Below are 20,345 nucleotides of genomic sequence, written 5' to 3'. Positions count from 1 at the left end.
TCCGCCGCCCGTCCGCCGCCCGTCCGTCGCCCGTCCGTCGCCCGTCCGTCGGCCGCCCGCCCGCCCGCCGCCCGGCGGCCGGCTCAGTGCCTGCTCAGCGGCCGTCGCGGGGGCCGAACGCGGTCAGCGCGTCGACGTCGCTGTGCTGGGAGCGCAGGTACTCGTCGGCCCAGGCGGCGGCGTCGGGGAAGGTCGACTCGGCCGCCACCCGGGCGCAGGCCGCGTCCACGTCGAAGGCGGTGCGGCGCAGTTGGACGCCTGGCCCGAGCAGCGCCCACCACGCGCCCGCGCCCCCGTACGGCATGCCGATGCTGCCCGGGTTGACCACCAGACGCCGGTCGACCAGCCGGGTGAACGGCATGTGCGTGTGGCCGCAGACCACCGTGGAGACCTCGGCGGGGAGACCGTCGAACACCTCCACCCAGCGCGCCATCCGGGAGTCGACGAGCACCACCTCCTCGTCGTCGCGGGGCGTGGCGTGACAGAACAGCGTCGGCCCGAGGCCGTCGATCTCCAGCGTCGCCGTCGCCGGCAGCCCGGCGAGCCGGGCCACCTGGTCGTCGCGCAACTGCCCGGCGGCCCAGTTCGACACCTCGATCGACGCAGGGCGGCCGGACCGGGCCTCGACCAGCTCGCGGTCGGCATTGCCGCCGACCCAGCACACCCGGTCGCCCAGGCCGGCGAGCACGTCCAGCACCTCGACCGGTTGCGGGCCCGCGGCGATGTCACCGGTGAGCACGATCAGATCGGCGGTGGCGACGTCCGGCTCGGCCAGTACGGCCTCCAGCGCCGGCAGGACACCATGGATGTCGGAGAGCACCGCTACTCGGTTCACCATGCGCCCCACAGTCACCGGGGGCCCCGCCTCCAGGCCAGCGATTCTGCGTCAGGCAGACGGCAAACGTCCCCGCCCACCGTCGGTGACGGCGGGCGGGGACGTCGGGTGCTGCTCAGACGCGGGCGCGACGGGCCAGGCGCTCCGGGTCCAGAATGATGATGCTCTTGCCGTCCAACCGCAGCCAGCCACGCGAGGCGAAGTCGGCCAGCGCCTTGTTGACGGTCTCCCGAGACGCGCCGACGAGCTGGGCGATCTCCTCCTGGGTGAGGTCGTGGGTCACCCGCAGTACGCCGCCGTCGCGGGTGCCGAAGCGGCCCGCCATCTGGAGCAGGTTCTTGGCGACCCGGCCCGGCACGTCCGTGAAGATCAGGTCGGCGAGCGAGTCGTTGGTCCGACGCAGCCGCCGAGCGAGCACCCGGAGCAACTGCTCGGCGATCTCCGGGCGGTTGTTGAGCCACGGCCGCAGCGCCTGCTTGCGCAGCCGCACCAGCCGGGTGTCGGTCACCGCGGTGGCGGTCGCCGTACGCGGACCCGGATCGAAGAGCGACAGCTCACCGACCATGTCCGACGGCCCCATCACCGCGATCAGGTTCTGTCGGCCGTCCGCTGCGCGGCGACCAACCTTGATCTTCCCGGACAGCAGGATGTAGAGGCTGTCACCGGGCTCGCCCTCATTGAAAACGATCTCGCCCTTGCGGACCTCGATCGTCTCCATCTCCTTGGCAAGCGCCTCGGCAGCTTCCGGGTCAACACCCTGGAAGATCCCGCTGCGGGCCAGTACCTCGTCCATTGCGCACCTCCGGTTGCGCGTGCCGTCCGTCGGCCGGGGCCGCCGTCCGCTGATCCCCTCGCGCGCCGCCAAGTCTAGGCGCACGTGAGCATGAATCAGAGGTCGCCCCTGGAATCTTGATCGGTGGGCGTAACCTGCCCGACGTGCTGAGCGAGCCGACTCTGACCAGCCGCGCCGAGGACGGGCTACACGTCCCGCTGCTCGTCTGGCGCGCGGACGTGCCTCTGCGGGCGATCAGCAGTGCTCCGCTGGGCGGTGGCATCGGGCTCCGGCGGTGGGTGTTGAACGCGACCGTACCGATGTCGTACGACCGGGAGGACCCCGCGGCCCACCTGGCCTCGCTCGCCGCCGAGATGGCCCTCGACGGGCCCGGGGTCGGTCTGCTGACCGGCGTCGATGTGACAGAGGTGGTGGCGCGAACCGACGCCGGGGTGCGGGCCTGGGCGACGGTCGGGCTCGGCACGCCGGTGCCCGCGGCCGCTCCGACGCCGGCCGTGCTCACCGAACGCGTCGGCACCGTCAACATCGTGGTGTACGTGCCGGCCCGGCTCGCCGACTCGGCACTGGTCAACGCGGTGGCCACCGCGACCGAGGCGAAGACCCAGGCGATCACCGAGCTGGGGGTTCCGGGGACCGGCACGCCCACCGACGCGGTCACAGTGCTCTGCCCGGTGGACGGGCCGGAGGCCGCGTACGGCGGGCCGCGCTCCACCTGGGGGGCCCCGCTCGCCCGAGCGGTGCACGCGGCGGTGCTCGCCGGTGGTTCGCGGCCGGTCGTGCCGTGGTCCGACCAGCTCAGGGGCGCAAAGTCCAACCGATCGGCTGTCGTCGGCGCGTTTAACGACCGGTAGGGTCGCGGGCGATGTACGCTCCCGCCCCCCTCGCGTCCCGCCCGCGTCGCCGCGTCGCCCTCGGCCTCGCCGCGCTGCTGGCCGCCCTCCTCGTGGCCGGCTGTGCCGACTCCGGTGGTGAGGCACCCGTGTGGCAGCCCGGCGCGGGAGGTGGTGGCACCGGCGCGCCGGTCTCCACGGCCGGCCCGAAGGCCACCGGGCCCGCATCGTCCGGTCAGGGTGGCGCGATCTCGCTCTCCGCCACCGGCGACATCATCATGGGGAACGCGCCCAGTCGGCTGCCCGCCGCCGGAGGTAAGGGCTTCTTCAACTCGGTCACCGAGGCGCTCAAGGCCGACCTGGTGATGGGCAACCTGGAAGAGCCGCTGACCGTCGACACCGGCACCGGCAAGTGCGGGGCGAACTCCACCCGCTGCTTCCAGTTCCGCGCCCCGCCGGAGTACGCAGCCCACCTGCGCGACGCCGGCTTCGACCTGCTCAACCAGGCCAACAACCATGGCTACGACTATGGGCCCAAGGGCTACGAGAACACCCAGAAGGCCCTGAAGAAGTACGACCTGGAGCACACCGGCGCACCGAACGAGATCACAGTGGTCGACGTCAAGGGCGTCAAGGTCGCCGTCGCCGGTTTCTCGTCGTACGTCTGGTCCAACAGCCTCGTCGACATCGACAAGGCCAAGGCGGTGGTCGCCAAGGCCGCCACCATGGCCGACCTGGTAGTGGTGCAGGTGCACATGGGTGGCGAGGGTGTCGACAAGACCCGGGTGAAGCCGGGCACCGAGATGTTCCTGGGCGAGAACCGGGGCGACCCGGTGAAGTTCTCGCACGCGATGATCGACGCTGGCGCCGACCTGATCGTCGGGCACGGCCCGCACGTGTTGCGTGGGATGGAGTTCTACAAGGGGCGCCTGATCGCGTACAGCCTGGGCAACTTCGCCGGCGGCGGCAACTCGCTGAGCAACGACGGCCGGCTCGGCTGGGGCGGGGTCCTGAAGGTGTCGCTCAAGCCGGACGGCAGCTGGGCCGCCGGCTCGTTCACCTCCACGTACATGAACTCCGCCGGCAAGCCGACCATGGACCCGGACGACCGGGGCCTGGGCCTGGTCACCGAGTTGAGCCGCGCCGACTTCCCGAAGGGCGGCGCTCGCCTCGACGGGCAGGGGAAGATCTCGGCGCCGACCGCCGGCTGACCCGACGAGGAGCGTCCGGGGTGCGACGTAGGCTGACCGTCGTGACCAGTAGCCCTCCCGGTGCCAGCGAGACCGATCTCGGGCGCAAACGCCGTGCCCGCAAGATCGGCCGGGTGCTGGCCGAGACGCATCCCGACGCGCATTGTGAGCTGGACCACTCCAACGCTCTGGAGTTGGCCGTCGCCACGATCCTGTCCGCGCAGTGCACGGACAAGAAGGTCAACGAGGTCACCCCGAAGCTCTTCGCCCGCTACCCGAGCGCTGCCGCGTACGCCGGCGCCGACCGGGGCGAGATGGAGGAGCTGATCCGGCCCACCGGCTTCTACCGCAACAAGACCGACTCACTGCTCAAGCTCGGTCAGGCCCTCCTCGACCGGTACGACGGCACGGTCCCGGGCCGGCTCGTCGACCTGGTGACGCTCCCCGGCATCGGCCGCAAGACCGCCAACGTGATCCTGGGTAACGCCTTCGACGTCCCGGGCATCACAGTCGACACGCACTTCCAGCGACTTGTCCACCGGTGGCGGCTGACCACCGAGACCGACCCGGTCAAGATCGAGCACGCGATCGGCGCGCTGTACGACAAGCGCGACTGGACCATGCTGTCGCACCGGATCATCTTCCACGGGCGACGGGTCTGCCACGCCCGCAAGCCGGCCTGCGGCGCCTGCACGCTCGCCAAGCTCTGCCCTTCGTACGGCACCGGCCCGACCGAGCCGGCGGCCGCAGCCAAGCTGCTCAAGGGCCCTCGGGCGCGCGACCTCGCGGTGGCTGCCGGAGTCGACCCGGAGTTGGTGCCGGCGCAGGCGATCGCGGCGGAGGTGCCATGAACCGCCGACTCGCCCTCGCCGTCCTGCCGCTGCTGCTGGCGGTCACCGGTTGCACCAGCGGCACCGCCGACGACGAGCCGGCCCCCCGCCCAGCCGCCGCCGAGCGGCCATCCCCGTTCCGGGACTGCGCCACGCTGAGCACGGCGCCCACGGCCGCGTCGCCCGGCGCCGGCACGGCGACCCCCGCAACGGCGACTCCGGCGTCGCCCGGCTCGGGCCCGACGGCCTCCGGAACGTCCGGCTCGACGGCTCGCGCCGCCGGTGGGTCGGCGCTGCCGGAGCTGACGCTCTCCTGCTTCACCGGCGGTGCCCCGGTCGTGCTGCGGGAGGTGGCCGGGCCGGCGGTGATCAACGTTTGGGCTTCCTGGTGCCCGCCTTGCCGCAAGGAGCTGCCCGCCTTCCAGCGCCTCAGCGAGCGGGCCGCCGGTCAGCTCCAGGTGGTGGGGGTCAACAGTCGGGACAGCCGGGGCGGCGCGCAGTCCATCGGTGAGGACTTCGGCGTCCGGTTCCCGATCCTGGTGGACCAGGGCGAGGCGCTACAGCGCGAGCTGAAGCGCAACGCCATTCCGCTGACCCTCTTCGTCGACGCCGACGGTCAGGTCCGGCACGTCGACGCCAGCGGCGCTCTCGACGACACCACGCTCGCCACGCTGGTCCGTCAGCACCTGGGCCTGGCGGTGCCGGCGTGACCCGTCGGCCCCCCGACTGGACCCAGCCGTTGCTGACCCGGCTGGGCACCGCCCGCGCCGAGGACTTCACCCGGCTGACCACGCCGGCCGAGGGCGGTCGGGAGAGCGCCGTTCTGGTGCTGCTCGGCGAGCAGCCCGGCGCGGGTCCCGACGTGCTGGTCCTGCAACGCGCCGCCACCCTGCGCAACCACGCCGGCCAGCCCGCCTTTCCCGGGGGTGCGGCCGACCCGGAGGACGCCGACGTCCGCGCCACCGCCCTCCGCGAGGCGAACGAGGAGGTGGGCCTCGACCCGGCCAGCGTGACAGTGCTGGCCGAGCTGCCGAAACTGTGGATCCCGGTCAGCGACTTCGTGGTCACGCCGGTGCTCGCCTGGTGGCACGACCCGCACCCGGTGCACCCACGGGAGCCGGCCGAGGTGGCGCACGTCGCCCGCCTGCCGGTCAGCGAGTTGGTCGATCCGGCCAACCGACTGCGCGTCCGGCACCCGAGCGGCTGGATCGGGCCGGCGTTCTCGGCGCGCGGGATGCTCGTCTGGGGCTTCACCGCCGGGGTGCTCGCCACACTGCTCGAGATGGGCGGCTGGGCCCGTCCATGGCCGCGCGGCCGGGTGGTGGAGCTTCCGCCGACCGGGGCGACACCGGCACCGTCCGCCGGCACCGACGAGGCAGACGAGAACGCCCTGCGCTGACCGCACGGTCACCATCCGCAAGCGATGGTCATCCAGTGGGCACACTGCCCGTACGCTTGACCCGTGTCCGTCGTGGATCTCGTCCTGCTGCTGCTCATGCTCGTGTTCGCGATCAGCGGATACCGCCAGGGTTTCGTCATCGGCGTCACGTCGTTGTCCGGCTTCTTCCTGGGCCTGCTGCTGGGTCTCCAGCTCGGGCCGCTGTTCGCCAGACAGTTCGTGGACGCCGGCACCCGTGTGCTGATCTCGCTGGTGGCCATCTTCGGGCTGGCGGTGGTCGGGCAGGCACTCGCCGGTTGGCTCGGCTCGCACCTGCGTAAGACCATCACCAGCGACGTGGGCAAACGGGCCGACGACGTCGGTGGGGCGCTCGTCTCGCTGTTCGCGGTGCTCCTGCTCGCCTGGCTGGTCGCCGTGCCGCTCGGCTCGTCCTCGGTGCCCTGGCTCGCCGCCTCGGTCCGCAACAGCGCGTTGATCACGGTGGTCAACCAGGTTCTGCCGGAGCAGGCCCACCAGCTGTCCACGGCACTGGAGGACACCGTCGACACCGACGGGTTCCCGGACGTCTTCGGTGACCTCGCGCCCACCCGGGCCCGGCAGGTCGACCCGCCGGACCCGGCGTTGGCCGGCTCGCAGATCGTGGTCAGCGGTCAGCAGTCGGTCGTGAAGGTGCTCGGCTCCGCGCCCAGCTGCTCACGCCGGATCGAGGGTTCCGGCTTCGTGTACGCGGACGACCGGGTGATGACCAACGCGCACGTGGTGGCCGGCACCCGCTCGGTCGCCGTGGAGCTGGGCGGTGAGCGGTACGACGGCAAGGTGGTGGTCTACGACCCGAACCGGGATCTCGCGGTGCTGCTCGTACCCGGGCTGCCCGGGCCGTCCCTGCGGTTCGCCGCCGGCAACGCGGGCAGCGGCTCCGACGCCATCGTGCTGGGCTTCCCGCTCGACGGCCCGTACAACGCGCAGTCGGCGCGGGTCCGCGACGTCGACCGGATCAAGGGACCGGACATCTACTCGTCCACCGAGGTGACCCGGGAGATCTACACGATCCGGGCGCTGGTGCGCAGCGGGAACTCGGGCGGTCCGCTGCTCTCCGCCAACGGTCTGGTGCTCGGCGTGATCTTCGCGGCGGCGTCCGACGACCCGAACACCGGCTTCGCCGTGACGGCGGCCGAGGCCCGCCCGGTGGCGTTGGCCGGTGCCGAACGCAACCGGCAGGTCGCCACCGGTGAGTGCACCTGAGCGCCGCTGCGGGGCCGGCTCAGCCCTGAGCCGGCAGGGCGCGACGCCCGACGGTCGGTAGCTTCGCCCGCCCCCACCGCAGCCCCCGGTCCAGCACCGCACGGGCCATGATCGCGACGCACGTGCCGCCGTTGAGGAAGGACGCCACCACGTCGCTCGGGTGGTGCATTCCCCGGTACATCCGGGTCAGCGCCACGCCCAGCGGCACCGTCAACAGCAGCGTCCACCAGGCGACCTTCGCGCCGGTGCTCCGGGCCCGCAGCGCCAGCAGCACGGCGATGCCGACGTACAGCGCCACCGAAGCCGAGGTGTGCCCGGACGGAAAGCTCGACGTGGGTGGTGAGACGTCCATGTGCTCCACCGCTGGCCGCTGTCGGTCGATCGCCAGCGTGGTCAGCAGGAACACCAGCGCCTGGGCGGTCACCGCCGCGCACAGGAACAGCGGCTCACGCCAGCGCTTCAGCCAGAGCCGCAGCGCCAACGCCACCAGCACGGTGACCACGACGATCATCTGGGTGCTGGCCAGCGTGCTGAACACCAGCGAGACGTTGTTCCAGTCGCCGGTGCGGTCAGCGGCCAGCTCGCGGTTCACCGCGTCCTCCACGGTGAACGGCCAGGTGCTGGCGAACACCCGGGTGACCAGCACCCCGAGCAGCACCATGAGCCCGAGCAGGAGGGACACCGGCAGCAGCACCCGCCGGACGATCTGGACCACGGTCTCGGACATGGGTCGGCCAGTACCCGGCCGACCTCTTCGTCACTCCTCAGGCCGCTCCCGGGTGCCGCTCGACCTCGGGAGCGACGCCGTCGCGGGTCGGCCGGACCGGCCGCAGACCGGTGTGTGCCCGCCAACTGGTGAACGCGGCGGTGGTAGCCGCGACCACTGCCACACCCAGCAACCATCCACCCACCACGTCGCTGGTGAAGTGCACGCCCAGCGTCACCCTGCTCAGCCCGGTCACCACTGTGAGCAGGACCGCCGCCACCCACAGCGCGGCCCGCGCCGCCCCCCGCCCGACGTACGGCAGGAGCACCAGCAGCAGCACCCCGGCGGCCAGGGTGGCGTTCAGCGCGTGCCCGGAGGGGAACGAGTAGCCGGCGGCCCGGGCCACCGGGTCCAACAACTCCGGCCGGTCCCGGCCGACCAGCAACTTGAGCAGCGGACCGACCAAGCCGCCGACGACCATGGTGGTGGCCGCCCAGAGGGCCAGCCGGCGGGCTCCCCGGCGCAGCAGCCAGATCACCAGGAGCAGGGCGACGGCGCGCAGTGGCATCGGTGCGAACACCTCGGTCCAGACCCGCATCAGCAAGACCCAGGCCGGATGATCCTGGGCGTAGCCGTGCAACGCGTCGGTGACCGCCGTGTCCAGCCGGTGCAGCGGTGCCCAGACGCCGAGCACCAGCAGTGTGAGCAGCGCGAACGGCACCAGCACCAGGAACGCCGCAGTGGCGGCGAGAGTGAGCCGCAGACCCAGCGCGTGGTCCCTGTCGAATCGGCGGTGGCGCCAGGACGGCCGGGCGGTAGGGGCGAGGGTGGGCGGCCGGTGCGTACTCATGGGTCCGTTTCTACCCGGCCGGGCAGCCGGTCAGGCCTGCCGGTCGGCCTCGATCAACGAGTCCGCTGACGCAGCCGGCGCACCACCAGTGCCGCACCGCCGACCAGAGCGACGAGGAACACGACAGTGGTCCACAGTTGCCGTGGGGCGGAGGTGTCCTGACCGCCCGCCGCCCGAGCCGTCCAGCGGCTCTGCTGACCGGACGCGGCGAGACCGAGTGGATCGGCACCGGCCCCGGCCACCGGATCGTCGTCGACCGAGCCGGGCGCCGGACCGAAACCGGTCACGCCCGGCGACGTCTGGTCGTCCAACGGGTTGGCGGTAACCGGCGGCACCTGAGCGGTCAACGCGGCTACCGGGTCGACCACCCCGTACCCGAAGCGGTCGTCCCGCCCGGTCGGGCCCAGGTCCCGGGCGGTGGCCAACAACCGGTTGACCACCTCACCCGCGGGCATCTGCGGATAGCGGGACCGGACCAGCGCGGCGGTCGCCGCCACCAGTGGCGCGGCGAAGCTGGTGCCCTGCACCCGCCAGTACCCGCCGGGAGGCTTGGCGCCGACCAGCCCGCTGGCGGGAGCGGTGATCACCGTCGCCCGGCCGGTGATCGAGCCGGACCACATGTTGTCGCTGCTGCGTTCGAGACCGGACACCGCGACCACACCCGGCTCCCGAGCCGGGTACCAGACCTTGGTGCTGGTCGAGGTGGCCAGGTTGCCGGTGCAGGCGATCACGACCACGTCCCGGACGAACGCGTAGTCCAGGGCGGCGGCCAGGGCCGGGCTGTCGCCGCTGCCGCCCAGCGACAGGTTGATCACGCGGGCCCCGTTGTCCACCGCCCAGCGGACCCCCTGGGCGACGATCAGCGCGTCGTCGTAACGGTTCTCCTCGTCCAGCACGCGGACCGGCAGGATCCTGGCGTCCGGTGCGAGGCCGACCACGCCCCGCTTGTCGTCGTTGCGCCCGGCGATCAGGCCGGCGACGGTGGTGCCGTGACCCACCGGATCCGGGCCCGGCGCACCACCGGGGCCGACCAGATCCTTGCCGGGCAGCACCTGGCCAACCAGGTCGGGGTGGTTGCCGTCCACTCCGGAGTCGACCACCGCCACTGTCACGCCCCGGCCGGTCGAACTGCGCCACGCCGTCTCGGCCTGCAACTCGTCGAGCTGCCACTGCTCGTCGCGGACCTGATCGGTGCGGGCGATGGCGTCACCGGGGGCGAACGCCATCGGCGCGCCGGCGAGCTGTCCACCGTTTGTGGGCGCGGCGACCGGCACGGCTGCCGCGGTCGGGGCCACGACGGCAAGCGCCGCGGCCACGCCGAGCAGCGCCCGGCCGGTCGCTCGTCGGGCCGTCGACGGACCGCTGTACCGCACCCCAGTCACATACCCAGCCATTCATCCCGACGGAACCATGACGATCGGAGATTACCGGTTTCCCCACCCGTCACGGGAAGAACCGGCGAGACAGGTCATTGTGGCGGCAGCTGTGCCAGCTGAACGAGGCGTACGCCCTCCCGCCGGGTGACCAACCGACCACGCCCCGGCGGCAGTGGTCCGGGGCGCACCGGCCCGACGAGTGCGCCCTCCTCGGGGCTGCCCGCCATCACCAGGCCGGCCGTGGACAGCTCCCGCAGGCGCTGCACGATTGGCTCGTACTGGGCCCGGCTCGCTCCACCGGACCGTCGGGCCAGCACCAGGTGCAGCCCGATGTCCCGGGCGTGCGGCAGGTGCTCCTCCAGTGCGCGCAACGGGTTCGCCGGCCCCGCCGCCACCAGGTCGTAGTCGTCCACCAGCACGAACAGCTCCGGACCGGACCACCAGGACCGGTCCCGCAGCTGCTGCGGGGTGACCTCCGGCCCGGGAGCCCGCCGCTCCAGGTAACCGGCGGCCGACTCGACCAGGTCGGCGGTGTGTGCCGCCGCGGTGCCGTACCCGATCAGGTGTGGCGTCTCGATGGCACCGAGCAGGCTGCGCCGGTAGTCGACGAGGATCACCCGGGCCTGCTCGGGAGTGAACCGGGTGATGATCGACGTGGCCAGCGCGCGCAGGAACGACGACTTGCCGCACTCCGAGTCCCCGAAGACCACGAAGTGCGGCTCGGTGGCGAAGTCGAGCGACACCGGGCGCAGGTCCGCCTCCGCGATCCCGATCGGCAGCCGCAGCCCGGTCGTCGAGGCGAGATCCAGATCGGCGTACGGCAGCACCGGCGGGAGCAGCCGCACCCGGGGCGCCGGGGAACCCGCCCACCCGTCGGCGGCCCTCTTGACCAGATCGGCGGTGTCTCCGCCGGCGGTACCGAGCTGGGGCAGCGCGGTGAGGAAGTGCAGGCCCTCGGCGGTCACCCCTCGGCCGGAGCGCTCCGGCACGTTGGCGGCCGCACGCCGGGCCACCAACGAGTCGGCCGGGTCACCGAGGCGCAACTCCAGCCGGGAGCCGAACAGGTCCCGGATCGCCGGGCGGAAATCCAGCCAGCGCAGCCCGGTGGCGACCACGTGCAGCCCGTACGACAGACCCCGGGTGGCCAGGTCGGTGACGAGCGGCTCCAGGTCGTCGTACTCGCCGCGGATGGTGGTCCACCCGTCGATCACCAGGAACACGTCGCCGTACGGGTCGGCGCCCGGCTGGCCGGCCGTCCCCGCTGCCGCTCGACGCTGCCGGTACGCGGCCATCGACTCCACGCCCAGCTCGGCGAAGCGGCGTTCCCGGTCGACCAGCAGGGTGGTCATCTCGCCGACGGTGCGTCGTACGGCGGTCGGGTCGGCGCGGCCGGTCACGCCGCCGACGTGCGGAAGGTCGCGCAGCGCGGCCAACCCGCCGCCACCGAAGTCGAGGCAGTAGACCTGCACCTCGGCCGGTGTGTGGGTGAGCGCCAGCGCGCAGATCAGCGTGCGCAGGGCTGTGGACTTGCCGCTCTGCGGCGCACCGACCACCGCGACGTGCCCGGCGGCGCCGTCCAGCGCCAGCCAGAGCAGGTCCCGGCGCTGCTCCAACGGTTTGTCCACCACCGCCATCGGCACGCCGAGTGCCCCGTGCAGCTCCGGGTTGCCCACTGTCAGCCCGCGTTTCGCGTGCACCTCGACCGGACCGAGCAGCTCGTCCAGGGCCGGTGGCTGGCCGAGCGGCGGGAGCCATACCTGGTGCGCCGGCGGGCCCTGCCCGACGAGCCGGTCCACCAGCAGGTCGAGCAGCGTCCTGGTGCCCTCCTCCTCCGCCACGACGGGCACGACCGGGACCGCCGGCTCGGGCACCGGTACGACGTGGGTGGTGAAGGTGAGCAGCCGCGCGCCCCCCTCGGCGGCGACGCCACCCGGAGCGGCCCGACGGCGGACGGCACCGGAGACGTACGCGGCCTTGAAGCGGGCCAGCGGGTCGGTGCCGGCACGCAGGTAGCCGTGGCCCGGTGAGCGGGGCAGCTCGTGCGCGTCCGCCACGCCGAGCACCGTCCGGGACTCCAGTGCCGAGAAGGTGCGCAACCCGATCCGGTACGAGAGGTGGGTGTCCAACCCGCGGAGCCGGCCCTCCTCCAGGCGCTGGCTGGCGAGCAGCAGGTGCACGCCGAGCGACCGGCCCAGCCGGCCGATCTGCACGAACAGGTCGATGAAGTCGGGCTTGGCGGAGAGCAGCTCCGAGAATTCGTCGCAGATCAGCAGCAACGACGGCAGCGGGGCGAGAGGGCTGCCGGCCGCCCTGGCCCGCTCGTAGTCGCGCACGCTGGCGAAGTTGCCGGCCCGCCGCAGCAACTCCTGGCGGCGGACCAACTCCCCGTTGATCGCATCCACCATGCGATCGACCAGGGGCAACGCGTCGGCCAGGTTGGTGATCACGGCCGCGGTGTGCGGCAGCCGGTCGAACGAGGTGAAGGTGGCGCCACCCTTGAAGTCGACGAGCACGAAGTTGAGCTGCTCGGAGCTGTGCGTGGCGGCGAGCCCCAGCACCAGCGTGCGGAGCAGCTCGGACTTGCCGGAGCCGGTCGCCCCGATGAGCAGGCCGTGCGGGCCCATGCCGTCCTGGGCGGACTCCTTGAGGTCCAGCTCGATGGCGCCGCCGTCCGTGCCCACCCCGATCGGCACCCGCAACCGGTCTCGTGCCGAACGCGGCAACCAGCCCTGTTCCGCAGTGAAGCTCTCCGGGTCACCGAGGCCGAGCAACTCGGGTAGGCCCAGGTCGGCCTGGAGCGGAGCGTCCGGCCCGCGGGCCGCGCCGGCCAGCCGCAGCGGTGCCAGCCGTCGGGCGACCGCCTCGGCGTCGGCCAGGTCCAACTGGTCGGCGGTGCCCACCTCGGCGTGCCCGTCGGACGACCGCGAGTGCAGCCGCCGGCCGTGCAACTCCAGCAGCAGCGCGTACCGGTCCAGCAGTCGGGGCGGCGGGGTGTCCAGGTCCAGCACTGTTACCGCGTCGATGCCGCCGTCGCCGGTCAGGTCACTGGCACCGGTCAGGTCGCCGCCGTCGAGGACCACCACCACGTGCGGGCCGTCGGTGGCCGGGCCGGCCGGGCTGAACCGGGACCGGGTGGCCAGCACGTCGGCCAGCAACGACTCCAACTCGGCGGCCGAGCTGGTGACCAGGCGTACCGGGCCGAGCGCGTCGGTGAGGCCGGGATGGTGGGCGTGCGGGAGCCACTTCACCCACTCCCAGCAGGCGCGGCGCTCCGGCCCGGCGCAGACCGCGACGAGCAGCTCGTCGGGGGCGTGGAAGACCGCCAGCTGGGTCAGCACGGCCCGGACCAGCGCCTGCGCCGCCGGGTCGCCGGTGGGTGGCCCGCCGGTGGTCGGGGTGGTCGCCCGGGCGCGGCCGGCGGATCGTACGTGCACCCGGGCGAAGCTGCGCAGCGACAGCGCCACCGGTAGGTCCGGCACCACCGAGTACGCGTCCAGGAAGCGGCGTAGCGCGCCGGCGGTCATCGGCTCGAGCTCCTCCAGCGGCCGGGTGACCGGTGGGACCAGTGGGGTGGCCAGTGTCTGCGGCCCGACGGCGACCCGCACCACAGCGAAATCGGGGTCGGCGGGGCGCCGCTCCCAGACCCGGTGGCTGTCCACCGTCGACCAGAGCCGGCCCGGATCCGGATGCCTGTAGAAGAGCCCGGCCCGTTGCTGGCCCGCGGTCCGCCGGACCCGCCGCCGCAGCGTGGCCAGGTGACGCAGGTACTCCCTGCGGGCGGCCATCATCTCGGACTTCTTCGGGGTGCCGGAGGCGCTGCCCCAGGACGTCACCAGCATCGCCAACGAGGAGAGCCCGAACATGCCGCCCACCACGTACGAGTAGGCCCCACCGCCCCTGCCGAACATCATCGCCATCGCGACAGTGCCGCCGAGCATGGGCAGCAGCATGAGCAGCTGCTGCCATCGCCCGCCGGTCACCACGGGAATCTCCGGCGGCGCGTCGACCGACAGCTCACCGGCGGGAATCTCCGGCGCTGGTCGGCGCGGTGGACGCTTGATGACGACGGTGGACACTCGGCCTCCTGACAGCGCTGGGTAACCCGAGCCTGGCTCATGGTAGGTAAAGTCCTGTCGTCCGCGCAGCCTCCGATCCCAGTCGATATGGAGACCAGTCGATGACTACCGGGCTGGCACGCGTCACCATCAGCGCGCCGCAACGACGGGTGGACGTCGCCCTGCCGGAGCAGGTGCCCCTGGCTGAGCTGCTGCCCGACGTGCTCCGGCACGCCGGTGTCGGGCTCGCCGACGACGGCGAGCAGCACGGCGGTTGGGTGCTCCGCCGCACCGACGGGGCGTTGCTGGTGACCGCACAGGCGCTGCTGCCGCAGGGGGTCCGCGACGGTGAGGTGCTGCACCTCGTGCCGGCCCGCGCGCACTGGCCCGAGTTGGAGTACGACGACGTCATCGAGGCGATCGTCGACGGTGCCCGCCGCCGTGGCGGCGCCTGGTCGCCCACCGCCACCCGGGCAGCGGGTATGGCAGGTGCCGCCGTACCCCTCGGGGTTGGACTGCTCGCGCTGCTCGCCGGTGGCCCGACGCACCGGGTCGGTTGGCTGGCGGCCGTCGCGGTGGCGCTGGTGCTCACCGTGGCCGGCGCTGTCGCCTCCCGTGCCAACGGCGACGGCGCCGCCGGGGCGACGCTCGGCGGCTACGCGCTGCCCTACGCGTTCACCGCCGGTGCCCTGGCCGTCGGCTCCGGCGACCCGGTCGGCCCGATCGGGCCGGCCCGCTGGGTGGGCGCCCCCGAACTGCTGGCCGGCTCGGTCGCGCTGCTGCTGGCGGCGTTGATCGGTCTCCTCGGGGTGGCCAGTCGGCTGCGGGTCTTCGTGGCCGGTGTCACTGTCGGCCTGATCGGTGCGGCGGCCGCGCTCGGTGGGCTGCTGATGACCACGGCCGGTACGGCGGCGGTGCTGCTCGGCGCACTGGTCTTCGCCGTCGGCGTGATTCCGCTGTTGGCCATCCGGCTGGGCAAGCTGCCCCTGCCGCCGATCACCCTGCCGGCCACCACCTCGGCGGAGGAGCCGGAGCGGGTACGGGACCTGCCGGACCGGGGCCGGGTGCACGCCGCGGTGATCCGCACCGAGGAGATGCTCACCGGGATGCTGATCGGCCACGCCCTGCTGGTGGTGGCCACCGCTGTGGTCCTCGTGGTCGCCGGTGGCACTGCCGGTCGGGTGCTGGTGGCGGTCACCTCGGCGGTGCTGCTGCTGCGGTCGCGGCTGTTCGTGGCGCTGCGACACCGGGTGCCGACGGTGCTCGCCGGGCTGGCCGGCTACGCGGCGCTGGGTGCCGTGCTGGTCGGCCGGGCCGACGAGACCGGGCGGTTGGTGCTGATCCTGGGCGGGGCGGCGCTGGCCCTGGTGGCGGTCGCCAGCGGCACCGGGTACGCCCGCCGGCCGGTCTCGCCGTACCTCGGGAGGATCGCGGACCTCACCGACACGGCCCTGGTGGTCGCCGTGGTGCCGATCGCCTGCGCGGTGCTCGACCTGTACGACCGGGCCCGAGGGCTGCTCGGTTGAGCGGCCCCCGGGCCCGGTGCGTCAGCGGTCGTCAGTGCATGGATTCGCCGCGCGCCTCGGCGTCCCTGGCTCGCTTGTAGGAGGCGTGGATCTCGGCCTCGGCCTCGGTGCGGCCGACCCAGGTCGCGCCCTCCACCGACTTGCCGGGCTCCAGGTCCTTGTACACCTCGAAGAAGTGCTGGATCTCCAGCCGGTCGAACTCGCCGAGGTGGTGGATGTCGCGCAGGTGCTCCTGGCGAGGATCCTCGTAGGGCACGCAGAGGACCTTGTCGTCCCCGCCCTTCTCGTCGGTCATCCGGAACATGCCGATGGTGCGGCAGCGGATCAGGCAGCCCGGGAAGGTCGGCTCGGGGACCAGCACCAGCGCGTCCAGTGGGTCGCCGTCCTCGCCGAGGGTGCCCTCGATGAACCCGTAGTCGGCCGGGTACTGGGTGGAGGTGAAGAGGGTGCGGTCCAACCGGATCCGGCCGGTCTTGTGGTCCACCTCGTACTTGTTCCGGTGACCTTTGGGGATCTCAACCGTCACGTCGAAATCCATCTGCACGCTCCCTCGTCTGCCCACGCTGGCTAACGGAACCACTGGCGGCCCTCCGGACAGGTGAATGCCCACCCGCCGACTCCGGCCGCCGCATAGTCTTCGGACCGAAGTAGTGTCACCCAAGCCGATTTTCGCTGGGGGAGGAGGGGGTCGTGGGGAGGGAAGATTCACACTACCGCCCGGACGGGGGCTCCGCGCACGGTACCGGACGATCCGGCTCCGGCAGTGCCAAGGGACGGGTCCCGGTGCCGGAGGCGCACCTCCCACGAGCTCCCGAAGCTCCGACCCCGGCACCGGAAACGGTGCCCGAGCGGCCCCCGCCGCTGCCCTGGCGCCCGCCGGCCGGGCCGGCGTCGCCCGCTCCGAACGCGGGTCACTTCCCGGTAGCCGGCGGTGAGCAACCGGTGAGCGGCCCGCCACGCGGCAGTGCCACGGTCCCGGTCAGTCCTGCGCCGGTCAGCCCGTCGTTCGGTCCCGCGCCGACCGCCCACGGCACTGGCGGAGTCCCCCCGGTGGGCCCACCGATCTCCGCGTTGCCGGCGCCCGCCGGCGCCACGCCCGCACCGGCAGCCGCCGCGACGCGCCGCCGGAGGCGGCTGCCGGTGCTGCTGGCCGCCGTGCTCCTGCTGGTGCTCGCCAGCGTCGCGGTCGTGATCACCCGTCCCGGCCCGGTCGCCGGGTGGCTGGGCGACGACGCCGGGCCCGGGACGAACGCGGTCGGCGCGACTCCGGAGCCCGCCCCGTCGGACGTGCTCGGTGGCCCGGATTCGAACGCCCCGGTGCCCACCCCGGACGGGGTTCGGGCCGTGCTCGATCCACTGGTCGGCGTCGCCGCCCTGGGTGACCGGGTGAACGTCTCGGTCGCCGACGTGATCACCGGTCAGACGCTGTTCGCCAAGGGGGCGGACGACGGCACGGTGCCCGCCTCGGTAACGAAGCTGGCGACCGCTGTGACAGTGCTGGCGGCCCGGGGCCCCGGCTACCGGATCCCCACCCGTGCCGTGGCCGGCGCGAAGGCCGGCGAGGTGGTGATCGTCGGGGGCGGCGACCCGACCCTCGCGATCAACAAGAAGGGCTACTACCCGGGTGCGGCGCGCCTCGACGACCTGGCCGCCCAGGTGCGTACCGCGCTCGGCGGCACCTCCCCGACCAGTGTCACGGTCGACGGTTCGGTCTACTCCGGCCCGGTCTACGGCCCCGGCTGGGACGACGACATCCCCACCGGCGGTTCGGGCGGCGCGATGACCGCGTTGATGACCGACGGCGCGCGTACCGACCCGGGCGTCGAGCACGGGTCCGCCCAGCGGTTCGCCGAGCCGGACCTGGCCGCCGGCAAGGCGTTCGCCCGGTTGCTCGGGGTGCCGACCTCCGCCGTGAAGCGGGGCGCTGCCCCGCCTCAGGCGGCGACCGGCGCCAGCCCGGCACCGGGTACCGAACTGGGCGTGGTGCAGTCCCCGCCGCTGATCCGGCTCGTCGACGTCATGATCAGCGAGAGCGACAACCTGGTGGCCGAGGCGCTCGCCCGGCAGGTCGCGTTGGCCCGCGGACAGCCCGCCTCGTTCGACGGTGGCGCCGCCGCCATGGACGCCGAGGTGGCGGAGCTGGGCCTGCCCGCCGACGAGATCAGCGTCTCCGACGGCAGCGGCCTGTCCCGGCTCAACCGGATCAGCCCGTCGCTGCTGACCGATCTGATCCGCCTGGCCGCCAGTCCGGACCATCCGGAGCTGGCCGGCGTCTTCGGTGGTCTGCCGGTGGGCGGTTGGTCCGGGACGCTGAACGAGCGCTACCGCAACGCCGCTGGCACTGCCGCGGGCGCGGGCAGCGTCCGGGCCAAGACCGGCACCCTGACCGGCGTGCACTCCGTCGCGGGCCTGGTCACCACCGCCGATGGTCGCCTGTTGACCTTCGCGGTGCTCACCGACAAGGTGCCGGGTGACCGGGAGACCGCCCAGCCGGCACTGGACCGGATCGCCGCAGCGCTGGCCGGTTGCGGCTGCGGCTGACAGTCGCCGGTCGGGGGGCGACGCGGTCGCCATCGGTGTCGATCGAGGGCGCGAGCCCGGGCCGGGGTGTCGCGGCGCGGGTACGGTGGGTTCATGGCGCAGTTCGTGGACTGGGATCTGGCCGCCGCCACGGCGGGGGCGTTGAGCAAGTCTGGCCCCCGCGTGTCGTACGCGGAAGCCACCGACGTGGTCGGCGACCTGCGTCGGCTGACCGACGAGGCGGCCGGGCACGTGGCCGACTACACGGGATTGCGGGCGCAGGTGTCGCACCCGCCGGTCCGGGTGGTCGATCGCCGCGACTGGGCCGCGACGAACATCGCCGGTCTCCGCGAGGTGATCACACCGCTGGTGAGTCGGCTCTCCGGCGACAAGCAACCGGGCGCGTTGACCGAGGCGATCGGGTCCCGGCTCACCGGGGTGCAGGCCGGGACGGTGCTGGCCTACCTCTCCGGCCGGGTGCTCGGCCAGTACGAGGTCTTCTCGGCTGACCCGGGCCAGCTGCTCCTGGTCGCACCGAACATCGTCGAGGTGGAGCGCAAGCTCGGCGCCGACCCTCGGGACTTCCGGCTCTGGGTGTGTCTGCACGAGGTCACCCACCGCACCCAGTTCACTGCCGTGCCATGGATGCGGGCCTATTTCCTCAGCGAGGTGCAGGCGTTCGTCGACGCCTCGTCCAGCGGAAGTGAGCACCTGGTCGAACGGTTGCGGCGCGGGGTGGCCACGTTGTCCGACGCGGTTCGTGATTCGGCGAGCCGCACCAGCGTGCTGGACATCGTGCAGACCCCGGCCCAGCGGGCCGTACTGGACCGGCTCACCGCGTTGATGACCCTGTTGGAGGGGCACGCCGAGTTCGTGATGGACGGCGTCGGCCCGCAGGTGATCCCGAGCGTGGAGCGGATCCGGGCGTCGTTCAACCGACGCCGGGAGGCGGGCAACCCGCTGGAGAAGGCGATCCGCCGGCTACTCGGGGTGGACGTCAAGATGCGCCAGTACGCCGAGGGGCGCAAGTTCGTGCACGGGGTGGTGGAACGCGTCGGCATGGACGGGTTCAACTCGATCTTCAACTCGCCGCTGACCCTGCCCCGACTGTCGGAGCTGGGTGACCCGGACGCCTGGGTCGCCCGGGTGCACGGCCCGGCCGGCCCCATCCCGGCCGCTGGCTGACCACCCGCCGGTGGCCGCGCTCGCTCCGCCGGTGGCCGCGATCCGGGTGGCGGTCCGCCGCGCCCTGACCGGTCTGCCATTCGGTGGTCCGGTGCTGGTCGCGTGCTCCGGTGGTGCCGACTCGCTCGCGCTCGCGGCGGCCACCGTCTTCGTGGCACCGCGGCTGGGCCGCGCCGCGGCGCTCGTCACCGTCGACCACGGCCTGCAGGACGGCTCCGCGGAGCGCGCCGAGGCGGTGGCCACCTGGGGGCGGGCTGTCGGGTTCGCGTCGGTGACGGTGGCCCGGGTGGAGGTGGCCGGGCGTCCCGGCGGGCCGGAGGCGGCCGCCCGCGAGGCCCGCTACGAGGCGCTGACCGAAGCGGCCCGGCAGCAGAACGCCGTCGCGGTGCTCACCGGGCACACTCGTGACGACCAGGCGGAGACGGTGCTGCTCGCGCTGGCCCGGGGCGCCGGCCCACGAGGGCTGGCCGGGATGCCCGCCCGGCGCGATCTGGGCGGGGTGCCACTGGTGCGCCCGCTGTTGGAGATCGGTCGGGAGCAGACGCGCGCCGCCTGCGCCGTCCTCGGGCTGAGCCCCTGGCAGGACCCGCACAACAGCGACCCGTCGTACGCCCGGTCGAGGGTGCGGGGCGACCTGCTGCCGGCGCTGGTGCGGGCGCTCGGGCCGGGCGTGGTGGACAACCTGGCGCGTACCGCCCGGCTGGTGGCCGCCGACAACGCCGCGCTCGACGAGTTGGCGGGGACGGCGCTTGCGGCGGCCCGGTGCCCCGACGGAGGGCTGTCAGTGCCGGCGCTGCTCGGCCTGGTGCCCGCCGTACGCGGCCGGGTGCTGCACTCCTGGGCCCGCGAGGTGGGCGCGCTGCCCGGTGCCCTGTCGCATCGGCACGTCGCCGCCCTGGACGCCCTGGTCACCGATTGGCACGGTCAGGGCCCGGCCGACCTGCCCGGCGGCGTTCGGGTGCTCCGCCGCGACGGCCGGCTGGCATCGGTGCGCCCCACCTGATCTGA

17 protein-coding genes are annotated in these 20,345 nt (G+C 73.3%); 10 read left to right on the top strand and 7 right to left on the bottom strand.

The features are described from left to right. Positions 1 to 94: 94 nt before the first annotated feature. Together NIE111_RS26665 and NIE111_RS26660 are read right to left on the bottom strand one after the other, a co-directional pair. Positions 95 to 838 (bottom strand): metallophosphoesterase family protein, encoded by a 744-nt coding sequence (locus tag NIE111_RS26665; protein ID WP_238687058.1) that lies wholly within the window; start codon positions 836 to 838, stop codon positions 95 to 97. Between the two features lie 112 nt (positions 839 to 950). Then, positions 951 to 1,628 carry a Crp/Fnr family transcriptional regulator gene (locus NIE111_RS26660; protein WP_007466162.1) on the bottom strand — a complete coding sequence of 226 codons (678 nt, stop codon included), beginning with the start codon at positions 1,626 to 1,628 and terminating at the stop codon, positions 951 to 953. A 143-nt stretch (positions 1,629 to 1,771) separates the two neighbouring features. Here NIE111_RS26660 and NIE111_RS26655 point away from each other — a divergent pair, with 143 nt between their 5' ends. The 6 genes from NIE111_RS26655 (at position 1,772) to NIE111_RS26630 (ending at position 7,119) form a co-directional block, all read left to right on the top strand. Then, entirely contained in the window at positions 1,772 to 2,479 is a 708-nt protein-coding gene (locus tag NIE111_RS26655) for an adenosylcobinamide amidohydrolase (RefSeq protein WP_238687057.1), read from the top strand. An 11-nt stretch (positions 2,480 to 2,490) separates the two neighbouring features. Next, positions 2,491 to 3,669: a CapA family protein gene (locus NIE111_RS26650; protein ID WP_238687056.1), complete on the top strand. Its 1,179-nt coding sequence runs from the start codon at positions 2,491 to 2,493 to the stop codon at positions 3,667 to 3,669. A gap of 41 nt (positions 3,670 to 3,710) precedes the next feature. Continuing rightward, on the top strand, positions 3,711 to 4,499 hold the full coding sequence (gene nth, locus NIE111_RS26645) for an endonuclease III (protein ID WP_308193754.1): 789 nt from the start codon (positions 3,711 to 3,713) through the stop codon (positions 4,497 to 4,499). Beyond that, positions 4,496 to 5,188 (top strand): TlpA family protein disulfide reductase, encoded by a 693-nt coding sequence (locus tag NIE111_RS26640; protein WP_238687054.1) that lies wholly within the window; start codon positions 4,496 to 4,498, stop codon positions 5,186 to 5,188. Before nth ends, NIE111_RS26640 begins: the two co-directional genes overlap by 4 nt. Beyond that, the gene (locus NIE111_RS26635; RefSeq protein WP_238687053.1) at positions 5,185 to 5,877 is read left to right on the top strand and encodes an NUDIX hydrolase; all 693 of its coding nucleotides are present in this window, start codon (positions 5,185 to 5,187) and stop codon (positions 5,875 to 5,877) included. Before NIE111_RS26640 ends, NIE111_RS26635 begins: the two co-directional genes overlap by 4 nt. Positions 5,878 to 5,940: 63 nt before the next feature. Beyond that, positions 5,941 to 7,119 carry a MarP family serine protease gene (locus tag NIE111_RS26630; RefSeq protein WP_238687052.1) on the top strand — a complete coding sequence of 393 codons (1,179 nt, stop codon included), beginning with the start codon at positions 5,941 to 5,943 and terminating at the stop codon, positions 7,117 to 7,119. Positions 7,120 to 7,138: 19 nt separating this feature from the next. Here the strand turns inward: NIE111_RS26630 and NIE111_RS26625 are convergent, their stop codons facing one another. From NIE111_RS26625 to eccCa, 4 genes are all read right to left on the bottom strand, one after another. After that, positions 7,139 to 7,846, bottom strand: a complete 708-nt coding sequence (locus tag NIE111_RS26625) for a phosphatase PAP2 family protein (RefSeq protein WP_238687051.1) — start codon at positions 7,844 to 7,846, stop codon at positions 7,139 to 7,141. A 37-nt stretch (positions 7,847 to 7,883) separates the two neighbouring features. Then, entirely contained in the window at positions 7,884 to 8,675 is a 792-nt protein-coding gene (locus tag NIE111_RS26620) for a phosphatase PAP2 family protein (RefSeq protein WP_238687050.1), read from the bottom strand. Positions 8,676 to 8,728: 53 nt separating this feature from the next. Continuing rightward, positions 8,729 to 10,057: a type VII secretion-associated serine protease mycosin gene (gene mycP / locus NIE111_RS26615; protein ID WP_238687063.1), complete on the bottom strand. Its 1,329-nt coding sequence runs from the start codon at positions 10,055 to 10,057 to the stop codon at positions 8,729 to 8,731. 86 nt (positions 10,058 to 10,143) lie between these two features. Next, entirely contained in the window at positions 10,144 to 14,127 is a 3,984-nt protein-coding gene (eccCa, locus tag NIE111_RS26610; protein WP_238687049.1) for a type VII secretion protein EccCa, read from the bottom strand. 101 nt (positions 14,128 to 14,228) lie between these two features. On the opposite strand from eccCa, the gene eccD reads away from it, so the two are divergent. After that, positions 14,229 to 15,632: a type VII secretion integral membrane protein EccD gene (eccD, locus tag NIE111_RS26605; protein WP_238687048.1), complete on the top strand. Its 1,404-nt coding sequence runs from the start codon at positions 14,229 to 14,231 to the stop codon at positions 15,630 to 15,632. A 31-nt stretch (positions 15,633 to 15,663) separates the two neighbouring features. Here eccD and NIE111_RS26600 read toward each other — a convergent pair whose 3' ends face one another. Further along, entirely contained in the window at positions 15,664 to 16,170 is a 507-nt protein-coding gene (locus NIE111_RS26600) for an inorganic diphosphatase (RefSeq protein ID WP_099849144.1), read from the bottom strand. Positions 16,171 to 16,682: 512 nt separating this feature from the next. Here NIE111_RS26600 and dacB point away from each other — a divergent pair. The 3 genes from dacB (at position 16,683) to tilS (ending at position 20,340) form a co-directional block, all read left to right on the top strand. After that, positions 16,683 to 18,173, top strand: a complete 1,491-nt coding sequence (dacB, locus tag NIE111_RS26595) for a D-alanyl-D-alanine carboxypeptidase/D-alanyl-D-alanine endopeptidase (protein ID WP_372488412.1) — start codon at positions 16,683 to 16,685, stop codon at positions 18,171 to 18,173. A 93-nt stretch (positions 18,174 to 18,266) separates the two neighbouring features. Further along, positions 18,267 to 19,337, top strand: a complete 1,071-nt coding sequence (locus NIE111_RS26590; protein ID WP_238687046.1) for an Rv3626c family coenzyme F420 biosynthesis-associated protein — start codon at positions 18,267 to 18,269, stop codon at positions 19,335 to 19,337. Between the two features lie 10 nt (positions 19,338 to 19,347). Beyond that, positions 19,348 to 20,340 carry a tRNA lysidine(34) synthetase TilS gene (tilS, locus tag NIE111_RS26585; RefSeq protein ID WP_238687045.1) on the top strand — a complete coding sequence of 331 codons (993 nt, stop codon included), beginning with the start codon at positions 19,348 to 19,350 and terminating at the stop codon, positions 20,338 to 20,340. Positions 20,341 to 20,345 lie beyond the last annotated feature (5 nt).

It is taken from the genome of Micromonospora hortensis, from assembly GCF_022230935.1.
Lineage (GTDB): Bacteria > Actinomycetota > Actinomycetes > Mycobacteriales > Micromonosporaceae > Micromonospora > Micromonospora hortensis.
This window is presented reverse-complemented; position numbering and strand designations above follow the sequence as displayed.